The 11,820-nt window shown below is 42.3% G+C and carries 9 protein-coding genes; 2 read left to right on the top strand and 7 right to left on the bottom strand.

What is annotated here, in order from left to right; translation table 11 throughout:
• Positions 1 to 179: 179 nt before the first annotated feature.
• Positions 180 to 1,007: a helix-turn-helix domain-containing protein gene (locus LPB248_RS00335; RefSeq protein WP_218279841.1), complete on the top strand. Its 828-nt coding sequence runs from the start codon at positions 180 to 182 to the stop codon at positions 1,005 to 1,007.
• Positions 1,008 to 1,152: 145 nt separating this feature from the next.
• Positions 1,153 to 2,217: an NAD-dependent epimerase/dehydratase family protein gene (locus LPB248_RS00330; RefSeq protein WP_177209634.1), complete on the top strand. Its 1,065-nt coding sequence runs from the start codon at positions 1,153 to 1,155 to the stop codon at positions 2,215 to 2,217.
• A 635-nt stretch (positions 2,218 to 2,852) separates the two neighbouring features.
• Here LPB248_RS00330 and LPB248_RS00325 read toward each other — a convergent pair.
• From LPB248_RS00325 to LPB248_RS00295, 7 genes are all read right to left on the bottom strand, one after another.
• Complete coding sequence (locus tag LPB248_RS00325) at positions 2,853 to 3,317, bottom strand: hypothetical protein (RefSeq protein ID WP_177209633.1); 465 nt, start codon at positions 3,315 to 3,317, stop codon at positions 2,853 to 2,855.
• Between the two features lie 22 nt (positions 3,318 to 3,339).
• Complete coding sequence (locus tag LPB248_RS00320) at positions 3,340 to 3,681, bottom strand: hypothetical protein (protein ID WP_177209632.1); 342 nt, start codon at positions 3,679 to 3,681, stop codon at positions 3,340 to 3,342.
• A gap of 506 nt (positions 3,682 to 4,187) precedes the next feature.
• Positions 4,188 to 4,994 carry an SDR family oxidoreductase gene (locus LPB248_RS00315; RefSeq protein WP_218279840.1) on the bottom strand — a complete coding sequence of 269 codons (807 nt, stop codon included), beginning with the start codon at positions 4,992 to 4,994 and terminating at the stop codon, positions 4,188 to 4,190.
• Between the two features lie 241 nt (positions 4,995 to 5,235).
• The gene (locus LPB248_RS00310; protein WP_177209631.1) at positions 5,236 to 8,361 is read right to left on the bottom strand and encodes an efflux RND transporter permease subunit; all 3,126 of its coding nucleotides are present in this window, start codon (positions 8,359 to 8,361) and stop codon (positions 5,236 to 5,238) included.
• Positions 8,362 to 8,366: 5 nt separating this feature from the next.
• The gene (locus tag LPB248_RS00305) at positions 8,367 to 9,422 is read right to left on the bottom strand and encodes an efflux RND transporter periplasmic adaptor subunit (protein WP_177209630.1); all 1,056 of its coding nucleotides are present in this window, start codon (positions 9,420 to 9,422) and stop codon (positions 8,367 to 8,369) included.
• Positions 9,423 to 9,425: 3 nt separating this feature from the next.
• A complete protein-coding gene (locus LPB248_RS00300; protein ID WP_255462970.1) occupies positions 9,426 to 10,763 on the bottom strand; it encodes a TolC family protein in 1,338 nt (445 codons plus the stop codon).
• Between the two features lie 32 nt (positions 10,764 to 10,795).
• Complete coding sequence (locus tag LPB248_RS00295) at positions 10,796 to 11,770, bottom strand: DUF6268 family outer membrane beta-barrel protein (protein WP_177209629.1); 975 nt, start codon at positions 11,768 to 11,770, stop codon at positions 10,796 to 10,798.
• Between the last annotated feature and the right edge of the window lie 50 nt (positions 11,771 to 11,820).

Here is an 11,820-nt window from a genome sequence, read left to right as displayed (position 1 = left end):
AAGCGTTTGAGTTTAACTGCCATTTGTGTTATATTTGTAAATGGGGTGCAGGGCATATTTGCACTGTTGTTATTTATAAGCAATAAGAAGTGATGCAGGGCATTATAAGAATAAAATCAATTTCACAGCTGCATAGATTGGTAGAAACTCAAGAACCTGCCCATCCATTAATTTCTATTATGGATGTATCAGCAATAGAATCGGGAAAAAACTGGGTAGGGATTAAAGCAACCTCTGATCTATACACTATTGGATTTGTAGACAATGATTGCGGAGTCCAATATGGCAGGAACATCTATAACTTTGTAAAGGGTACGATGTTTTTTACTGCACCGGACCAGGTTGTGCGGTCTACTACAGCGCCAGTGATTGATAAATCCAGCGGTTGGATGATTTTCTTTCATCCTGACCTGATAAGGAATACTCCACTGGGAAAAAATATTGAGGATTACCACTTTTTCTCCTATGATGTGCATGAAGCTTTGCATCTGTCCCCTGATGAGCAAAAAAAGATTATAGAGTGCAGGAACCTTATCCAGTCAGAAATAGCGCAGCGCATTGACAGCCATAGCCAAAGAGTGATTGTATCTTCTCTTGAACTCATCTTAAACTATTGTATCCGTTTTTACGAACGTCAATTCAATACGCGGACGGCACAGAGCAGAGACATTGTATCCCAATTCGAATTATTGCTGAGAGATTATTACACTTCAGGCAAATTTGCTGAGAATGGTATTCCCTCGATCGAGTATTTTGCAGGGCGTGTATACCTTTCGCAAAGCTATTTTAGTGACCTGCTTAAAAAAGAAACCGGCTATCCCGCAAAGGATCATATCAATAATTTCATTGTTGAGAAAGCAAAGACCCTGCTTTTGGGCAATACAAGTGATATCGCTGTGATTGCTTATAAACTGGGCTTTAATTACCCCCATTATTTCAGCAGGCTGTTCAAATTGAAAACCGGTCTCTCTCCCAATGAATACCGGCTGAATTTCGAAAAAAGCTGAAAGGGCATTTCTTCATTAGGGGCTGCATCTGCATTTCTGATGTCTGGAGTTTCATAATCCTGCTTTTGTGTTATCACTTCAAGGATTGGTGTTGGTTGCATTGGTTCTTTACCGGTAATTTTACATCAACAAAAAATTAATAGAAATGAAGAATATTGATACGGCCAAACCAGTATTGGTAACGGGCGCTAATGGCTACATTGCCAGCTGGCTGGTAAAGCTATTATTGGAATCGGGCATAACGGTGCATGCCGCTGTTAGGGACCCAAAAGACGACAAGAAAAACAGGCATTTGAGAGAGATTGCTGCCAATTGCGAAGGGACGATAAGATTTTTTAAGGCAGATTTATTAGAGATGGGCTCTTATGATGCAGCAATGCTTGGCTGCGAGCTTGTCTTCCATACCGCATCTCCTTTTCATACAGATGTAAAAGACCCTGAAAAAGAGCTTGTAGAGCCGGCTGTACAAGGAACCGAAAATGTGCTTCAATCCGCTTTGAAGATTTCTTCAGTGAAAAGGGTAGTGGTTACCAGCAGTATGGCAGCTCTCTATACGGACGCTATTGATGCGGTGAATGCAGCAAATGGCATCCTTACAGAAGATATATGGAACAGTACTGCCTCACTGAGCTATCAGCCGTATCCTTATTCAAAAACCCTGGCCGAAAGAAGGGCGTGGGAGCTTGCAGGAAGCCAGTCGCGTTTCGATCTAGTGACCATCAATCCCAGCATGGTGCTTGGCCCTCCGCTCAGTACGAATTATAGCATTTCGGAAAGCCTGAACTTTTTAAAACTATTAGGAAATGGTGGCTTGAAACAGGGTGTTCCAAAAATAGGAATAGGGGTTGTTGATGTTAGAGACGTCGCTGTGGCACATTTTAAGGCAGGATTTTTGCCTAAGGCCAAGGGCAGATATATTACATCGGGGCATAATACCGATATGCTGGAAATCGCAAAATCACTATTGCCCAAATACGGCAATAGGTTTCCGATTCCCAAAAGAGCACTCTCGAAATGCCTGCTGATGCTTATTGGCCCGGTAGCCAATAAAATGCTGACAAGAGATTTTGTGAGGAAGAATATAAACATTCCCTGGAATGCAGACAATTCTAAAATAAAGGCAGATCTGGGAATAACTTTCCGTCCAATGCAGCAAACCATTGAAGAAGGATTTCAGGTGCTGGTGGACATGAATGCCTTGGGTTCCTGATATTTTTCATTTTTCGTTTCTTCTTAGGTCATTTTCTACGCTCTTAATTTGGTACGCATTGTTTGAAAATTGCAAATTAAAGCGGCAGCAGCAGACATGACCTGCTCGCTGCGGTCCCCATTACGCAGCGGAATGCATTCTGCCCTTTACTCAGAAAGGGCAGAAATGCTATTAAAGACAAGTGAATATTTTTAATGCCACTCTTTTAAAAATAGCTTAAAAGATAGATTATAAAGGATAAAGAATAAGCTGCACTTCTGCAGCTTATTCTTTTTTTAATTGGCTGATCCAGCCAGCCTTTGCCGTTATTATATTTTACAACTGCAAGAGGCTATTGATTCTTGCGGAAAAATATTTTAGCGATATCAAACAGTATAATCAGAAACCCTAAAAACACAAGCCAGTTTGTAAAAATGTGTTCTAAAAAGTTTTTTCTTGCCAGCACTGCATATCTCACCTCTAAAATTATAAATAATAGGATCACCAATAAATGCAGGTAATAAAACAAAAGCACAAGAACGAAATGCTGGTATATATTTCCAAAAATAGCACTAAAGCATAAATAATGGCATTTAGGATTCTTATACTTTTTGTAAAACCAAGCCCTTTAGGATTACTTATTTCTTCCATTGCATCTATAATGTTAAAGTTTGGTAGCCATTAGCAATCAAAACAGTATTGATATGATTTAATAAGACAGTATCAAAATCCTGTGAAGCCAGCTGCAATTCATTTCTAAGTTTTAAACTAACAATAGGAATATATGGTTTTGCCTGATATTCATTTATTGTTTCCTGCATTTGGGCAGTTGTAAAATTATTATTCAATAGCTGTATTGCAGCGTTTTTAAATGGGGTATAGTCTACTGAATTTTTTATGGTTTGCCAAATGGCAGGAGGCACTTCTGTTCGCTGTTTTGCCTTGCGGTCAATAAATTTACCTGCAAAATAGGGCAGTCTTGTTGAGACTTCGAGTCTGCTGTAATAAACTTCAGCAATTGTGGGCTGCATGGTTATTTTGCCTATATGATGATCCTTGTGCTCTAAGGGCTTTGAAAACAAATTGATTGTCGCCAGTAGTAAAAAAATGATATTTCTCATTTGTGTTTTTGTTTTAATTGATTTATTCAGGGCAATCGCTCTTACTGTATTCATGTCTTTTGGCATATTCCTGGCCTTTATCAAAAGGCTCAATTATAGCACCTGGTTTTGCTTTGATGTAGTTTTGCAGTGCTGCCATTAAATTTTTCCAGATAGCGTCTGCCGCTTGGTTTAATAAAAAGTCGCCAACTCCTGGAATTCCATTATTGGCTGCATAATCAGGCGATTGGCCCAGTCTATCGGCTCCTCTTAAGTAAAAAGAGCAGCTTGCATCACTATGCGCTTGCATACCAAACTGTCTGGTTCCGCTGACAAAATGACCCAAATGGCTCTCACTTCTTACAGTAGTAAAGTTCCAATACATTTGGAGGGGGTTTTAAAGGAAAGTGAAGGTACAAGTGAAAGTAAAGACAGGGCTTTTAAATTTGATTAAAAATCGTTCAATTTTATCCAAATAGTGAATTTGTTTAGAGTGCCATCCGTATAAAAATTAAATTTTGCGCTATATGTCCATAAAAACAAATAGTGATGTGGGGGTGTGCTGCAAAGGATGCAAGTCTTAAATGTCCGGTAAATTTTATCAGATTATTGCTGGTTTATTGGCTTATTGGTGGGAATGTAAATTTTGGCGCCCGGCTATGGAGGCAGAGGGGTATTTCAGAGTTAGTGATTTGAGCAATTATGGTTATTTATATTAAAAAAAAGATGCCTTAATTTTAAGGCATCTTTTTTCTATAAGCTATGTTTCTTTAGCTGATCATCCTCAAAGCCCCATCTATTGGGCATCAATAGTTTGCCTGGCGATCGTTTTGGTAATTAAGCCAAATGCGATTCACTCCCGCTGTTTCCATAAGAGATAGTATTGGAAGTCTAGATAAAAATTTTTTTTAAAAAAGAAGCGGCGCCTCCATCTATGAGCAGATCTGTGCCGGTGATAAAACCGGCTTGGGGGCTTAGGAGAAATTCTACAGTCCCCGCTATGTCTTCGGGTGTGCCCATTCTCTTAACAGGCCCATTCTGGAGCATGTAATTCAACACAGGCTGTTCTTTTTTTTCCTGCTGTCCCATCGGGGTAGAAATTATTCCAGGGCTGATGGAGAGAATCCTGGCGCCTTTTTCACCCCAGCTTGCAGCGGATGCCTGAACCTGCAGGATATTCCCTTTTTTTGAAACCGAGTAGGCATCTGCACGCTCATTGATCTCTAAACTGTCTATAAATAATTTTAAATGGTCAGCCTGAGCTGACCATTGCTGCCGATCAAGTGCGCTGTCGTATTGGGTGCTCATATGACCTGCCATGCTGGCGATAATAATCCCAACGCTCCCCGCTGAGATATGTTTGTAAAATGTTTCAATGATCCTGGCTGTTCCAATTAGGTTTACATTCAATATATGGGCTGGATCAGACATGGTAGGGGAAATTCCTGCCGTATGTATTACACTATGAATCGCGCCTAGCTCCGCTGCAGTTTGAGCCAGTTGCTCAACAGATTTCTTATTGGTGATATCAAGTTCGGCCGTTTGAACTTCATAGCCGGCATCATTAAGGCTTTCGGCAGCGGCCTCGAGTTTTTCGCCATTAAAATCAGCCAGCACAAGTTTGTGTCCTGTGCCAATTCTTCTGGCTATTGCAAGGCCCATACCTCCAATGCCTGTGATTACAATTACTTTTTTCATGATAGGGTGTATTGGTTAATGATTTTAATCTAAAAAATTAAGTTTTGTTATTTTAGCTGCAATCTGACTGTCCTTCCTTTGAAATTATGGGGCTATACAGGACATTGCGCTGTAATTGAAGGGCCGCGGCGATGCTGCAAGAGTATTTTACAAGTATCCCATAACAATCTGCTGATAAAGCCTTGGACTGTTGCGCAGCCTAAGGCTTATACTCTGCTGGATAATTCTTGACAGGGCTTGTTTAACAGTCTGTGACTATTTTTGGTCTCTTTTTAGAGAAAAGCTTCTGTAAACGCTCTTGTAAACGCTCGATGATTAAGTACATTGCCGGGACAACAAACAAAGTAAGTATCATGGAGCTTGTAAGCCCTCCGATAATTACCCAGGCCATCCCATTTTTTATTTCCGCAGCCGAACCGCTGGCCAGCGCTATGGGCAGCATGCCCAGTATCATGGCTAGGGTTGTCATAAGGATAGGTCGGAGCCTTTCCTCTCCGGCTTCAATAAGCGCTTCTTTGACGCCTTTTCCCTGTTCTTTAAGCTGGTTGGTAAAATCTACAATAAGGATGGCATTTTTTGATACCAGCCCCAGAAGCATAATTATTCCGATCAGTGAGAATATATTGAGAGTTTCCATTGAAAGAGCCAAGGCCAGTAAGGCTCCAATAAGGGCAACCGGTATGGAGAACAGCACCACAAAAGGGTAAACGGCATTCTCGTAGAGTGCCACCATGATCAGATATACCAGTAAAATGGCAATGATCACTGCCAGTCCAAGGCTTCCGAAAGCATCACCCTGATTTTTGGCATCACCCAGATACTCTATAGTGATTCCTTCAGGGAGTTTTATTGAGGAGGTTTTCTCTCTGATGTCGGAAATAATCGTTCCGGTGGGCCTTCCCGCCGCATTGGACTGTACGCTGATGGTACCCAGACGGTCACTTCTCTGCAGGGTGCTTTCTCCCATTGATTCGGTAACATCGGCAAATTGGCTCAAGACAAAAGTCTGCCCGTTATTATTGACAAAAGGAAGGTTCCGCACGCTGTTGATATTATTGCGATTGGACTGGTCAAGCCTGATTAGTATATCATATTCATTTCCGTTATTTTTAAACTGGCTATTGTCATCTCCGCTGAATGAATTTTGCAGTGCAGTACCAACCTGGCTGGCATTGATCCCCAGCAAGGTCATTTTTTCCCTGTTGAGTTTTACTTCTACCTCAGGTTTAGGATCTTTAACCGATAATTTGACAAATTGTGTTCCCGGCACCTGGGCTACCGCCTTGCGGTACTCTTCAGCGATTTGCCTTACCTTTATAAGATCTACTCCCTTTATGGCAATATCAATCGGTGCGGCATTAGCACCGCCGGAGACTGAAGTAGCTGATGCGGTAAATTTGGCTCCTGGTATTGCCTTGGTTAGTTTTCGCTGCATGGCAATTCCGAAATCCACTGCAGTGATGGAACGCTTTTTTTTATCAACCAAAGTGATGATCATTTCTGCCTGATTGGCGTTATTGGAGGTTCCCGAAACACTTCCGGTAACAAAACCGATACTGGAGAATACTTTTACCACCTCAGGCTCGGCCATGATTAATTTCTCTGCCTGCTGTGTGAGCATGTTGGTTTTGTACAGGGCAGCCGATGGTTCAAGTTCTATACTAATGGCCAGTTCGCCCTGGTCCTCATTAGGGATAAAGGCACCACCGATAAAACCGGCAGGGATAAGTGCAATGGACCCGAAGATCAGCAGTGTAACACCTAAGAGTACATATCTTTTTCTGCCTAAGGCCTTTTTAAGGAGTTTTCCGTACTGGGTTTTAAGAAGCTCTATTAAATGCTCAAAAGCAATGTTTATTCTGCCCCAGAGGGTATCTGTATTAAGTTCCTCAACTTTTCCAAACCGGCTGGCAAGAAGCGGAGTAATGGTGAAGGAAACAAACAAGCTCATTAAGGTTGAGAATACCACTACAAGTGAAAACTCGCGAAGCAGTGAACCAATCAGGCCTCCTGAGAATGCTAATGGAAGGAATACTACCACATCCACAAGGGTGATGGCCAGTGCGGTAAATCCTATTTCATTTCGTCCCTCAAGGGCTGCAGTACGTTTATCGGCGCCCATTTCAAGATGCCTGTAAATATTCTCCAGCACCACTATGGAATCATCCACAAGAATTCCCACTACAAGTGACATTGCCATTAAGGTCATCAGGTTTAATGAAAAATCGAAAAAATACATGGCAATAAAGGTGGGAATAATAGAGGAAGGCAGTGCCAGAAGCACAAAAAGGGAACTTCTGAAACTGTGCAGGAATGCCAGCATTACAATTCCGACAATAAGAATTGCCAGCATCAGATCTTCCCCTACGGCATCTGCTGATTTGAGGGTGTAGATACTCTGATCGGAAGATACGTTGAATTCCAGTTTTTTGGAGATGTACTGGGTTTGTATCTGAGCAAAGGTTTTTTTAACCTGCTGGCTTACATCCACTGCATTGGCATCGGACTGTTTGATAATCTGCACACCAATGGAAGGAATACCATTTATATGGTTGATTGCAGAGGTTTTTGCCGTAGCATCTAAGACTTCGGCAATATCACCAAGGTAGATGCTTCCCTGACCCGGCTGCTGGCTTATAATGAGCTCTCGAAGCTGCTGCACTGAGCCCACATTGGCATCGTATCGAATGGAGAGCTGCTGACTGGAGGTTTCTATGCTTCCGGCGGGGAAGGAAAGATTGGCGTTATTCACTGCATTGGTAACGGTGCTTATAGAGAGGCCGTAAGCATGCATTTTATCCTGATTGATGTTGATTTGTATTTCACGCTCGTCCCCTCCGATAATGTTTACCTGTCCCACACCTTTAACGTTCTGAAGTATGGGTTTAATTTGTTTGTCTACAAGTTCGTAGAGTTCGCGCGGGGGCATAGCTGCTGTTATTCCAGCCTGGATAACAGGGGCTTCTTCCAGGTTTAATTTGTTCACCTGGGGACGCTCAGCATCCTCTGGAAGATCATTAACAGTCTGATCGGCTTTACGCTGCAAATCCTGTTCGGCTTTGTCAATATCGGTTCCGTTTTTAAGCTGGACGGTGATTTGAGACAATCCTTCCTGGGAGGTAGAGGTAATTTTATCCAGACCTTCTATTGATGAGAAAGCATCTTCGAGTTTTTTAGTCACCGAGGTCTGTACCTCGGCGGCCGCAGCACCACGATAAATCGTGGATACAGACACGGTAGGGATTTCTAACTTGGGTAGAAGATTGTAATTGAGATTATTATAGGATACTGCACCAAATAAGATTAGAACGGTAAAAATAACAATCAGCAGCAGCGGTCTTTTTATGGAAATTTCGGTTATAGACATAATTTTTATTTTGAAATACTGATTAATGCGTTATCTTTCAGGTTGATTTGCCCTGAGGTTACGATCTGTTCTGCAAGTTCTAAACCGGCTAAGACCTCTATGGCATTACCGTATACAGTGCCGGTTTTTATTTGGCGCAGTTTTGCTTTTCCATCCTTTACCACATATACAGCTGCATTTTTAGTACTTTCGGTTAAAGCCTCACGGGGAATGAGCAGGATCGACTCGGTGGTTTTTCGTGAGAAATCAGCAAAGACAAAAGTTCCCGAGCGAAGGGGGGTATCTTTATTATTGGAAGCCGTGATCTCAACTGTATAGCTGTGGGTCTGGTCGGCCTGGGGACTGATATAGGAAATGGTTCCTTCAAAGATTTTTCCCGGATAAATATCAGTGGTCAGTTTTACGCTCTGCCCTTCTTTTGCCTGGTATACTTCGGTCTCGGTCAGCTTGACCTGTATTTTAAGCTGCGATAGGTTCACAATAGAGGCTATTTCGCTTCCGCCTTGTACAAATACTCCTTCTTCAACAGTCTTAGAACCAATAATCCCACTGGTGGGCGCTTTAATTTTGGCATCATTTAACTGTTTTCTGATTTGATCAGATGCAGTGAGGGCATTCTGGTAATTTTGGCGGATTTCATTTACCCTTTCTTGTGTGGCGGCGTTTCCCTGTAATAATTCCGTATAGGTTTTCAGGTCATTTCGCAGTTTTTTCACCTGAGTTTCCGATCTTTGAAGATCCAGTTCCAGCAGATGTGTATCGATAACAGCCAGTACCTGTCCCTGAGTTACCCTGTCGCCGAGATTAAAAAGGAGTTTTTGCACATTGCCGCTGGTCACTGAGATCAGCCTGGCTTCCTTAAAAGGCGCCAGGATACCTGTCTTTACCATATTGATTTGCTGCACCTCCTGAGTAACGGGACTGGCAGTTACGGGAATCCGAATCTGCTGTATTACTGTTTTGTTACTTTGCTCAATCTTGCTTTTGTTGGAAGCGAGTTTGAAAACTATAAGCCCTACCAGGGCTGCAGCGATGAGAATTGCGATATGTTTCTTTTTCATTTTTTAAAGAGAGTTATAAAATTTTTGTAAAGTTCCCGCAGCCTTTTCAAGATCAATTTTTGCCTGAAAGTAGGAATACAGGGATCTCAGATAGTTGTTTTGTGCTTCTTTTAATGAATTTTGGGTATTGAGCCAGTCGGTTAAATCCGTTACGCCTTTTTGCAGTTGCAGGTCTGTAGTGTTCAGGACAGATTGCGCCAGGTCCACGTTTCTTTGATTATTATCCATATTGGCTTGTTCCTGCAATAGTGTGTTCATTGCATTTTGATGATCTACCTTGTAGCGGCTTTCATCAATTTTCAACTGTTCCTCAGCATTTATGCGTTCAATTTTGGCCTGATTGTACTGGGCACTACGTTTGTAAAAATCCAGGACAGGAATATTGAGTCTGAGCCCCACTGTGGCAAAGTCGGAAACGTCACTGTAGACCTGGCTGAGGTTTTCACCAAACCCTACAGCGCCATAACGCGCATAGGCGGTGAGTTTGGGAAGGCCCTCTGCCTGTATGCGGCTCTGCTGGATATCCAGGAGTTTTATATTCACCTGGGAGAGCTGGTAATCGGTTTTGGATGCGACGTCGAAATCGGCTTTGGGGTTTTCAAGCAGTGCAGAAGGTGCTGTTTGACGTGTTATCGCAGTTACCGTCAGGGCTTGGTCAATAGGATATCCCATTTCAAATTTAAGTTCATTTTCGGCCAACTGCAGGTTGCTTTGCGCTACGCGTAATTGCGATGCTGTATTGTTGAAATCCACCATTACCTTATCGAGGTCCTTTTGAAGAACAACGCCCTGGCTGGATTGCAGCTTGAAAATTTCTATCTGTCTGCTGTAGGTTTCCAGATTGCTTTTGAGAAAATTAAGCTGCTGCCTGTAGACAGAAATCTGAAAGTAAGCTTTGGTGATATTGTAGATCAGGGTTTCCTGATTCTGCTCACTGTTAAGTTCAGCCTGCTCTTTATTGTACTTGTTGGCCTTGAGGCCTGTAATGAGAGCCTGATCATAGAGGGTCTGATCGAACTGTGCTGTTGCATTTGCATTGAATTTTTGTGCAAAAGCCACCCTTACGGGTTCCTCTCCAAAGAATCCAGCAGGAATGACGCTCTGTTGCAGTTTGAGGTTATTGTCCAACGTTGAACTCAGACTGATCTTTGGGAGGTAATCCGCCAGGGCTTCTTTGACTTTTGCATCAGCCGCAAGTTTATCATTGGCGTAAATGGAATTGCTGCGATTATTTTTGAGCCCGTATTCAATACACTGCTTTAGATTCCAGGATTTCTGTGCCATCATGTGCACTGAGATCAGCACAGCCAATAGTGTTATTGTTTTTTTGTCCATATTCATCTTATCTATTATTTATTACAAGGGGATGCCCGTTAAAAAAGATTATAAGACATACCTATATTGAAGTAGAATTGGTCATCTTGTTCATTCTCGATGACATAGTCGGTATTTCTTTCTCCTTTTTCGGTAATTCTGGAGCTCACCACATTGTTCAGGCCAGCTTTTAGGGTTGCTATGAAGTTTTTGGCAAAACTGTATTCGTACATGATTCCAGTTTTTAATTCCAGCTGATTAAGCTCATAAATCCCTTTAAGATTTTGGCTGTCCATATCGATATAGAAATTTTCGCTGTTGAGTTCGCTTCCAAGGGTTAAGCGGCCGTTTTCAAGAAGCTGGCGTTTAAACTGGATGCGCTGGGGCAGTATGAGATCAATTTTCCACGGTGAAGAGCCAAAGGTATGCTCATAGGTGAAGACCGGTAAAAAAGGAAGGGGAGAGGACGGGTCTATAAGCGCAACAGCCCCTATTGTCATGGTTGTATTTTCGGTTTTTTTAAGTACCATCGTAGCAGATAAAAGACTCTTGACACGCTGCAGATCCTTTTCATTGCCATCAAGAGTCACCGTAGCATTATAAAACACAGGCTTTTTGAACAGCGTTGAGAAGTATGTCGCGCTGACGGATTCTGCCAAATAGTGGAAATTCTGGTCAGCCCTTGAAGCGGTGGAATTGGAAGCATAGTTGTAGATATCCCCGTATTGGTAGGTTTCATATTTGTAGCGCAGCGTATTGGTGATAAATAAGCGCTGTGACTCTGATTTGTACAAGGAGATATTGGTGGAGATCTTTACACGGGAATGATTCCTGACTGCAGCTTTTTCAAAATCGCTGCCAAAGACTTTTGTGTCATAGTCCGCGCTGCCCATTGTTTCATATTGCACGTCGAGAGTTCGCGTTGCGGGAAACTTCTCTGTAATTGCTGTCCCGGCTCTTCTGGCTGCATCATCCTGTGCAGCCGCAGTTATACCTAAAAAAAGAGGCATGTAATAAAATTTTCGGATTCTCATAGAAATTGTAATTGGTTTAATGCGGGGAATTTTTCCCTTGTGATGATGCA

Source organism: Flavobacterium sp. LPB0248 (assembly GCF_013388355.1).
In the GTDB taxonomy this organism is placed as follows: domain Bacteria; phylum Bacteroidota; class Bacteroidia; order Flavobacteriales; family Flavobacteriaceae; genus Flavobacterium.
The sequence above is the reverse complement of the archived record's forward strand: the minus strand, read 5'-3'. Positions and strand labels throughout refer to the sequence as shown.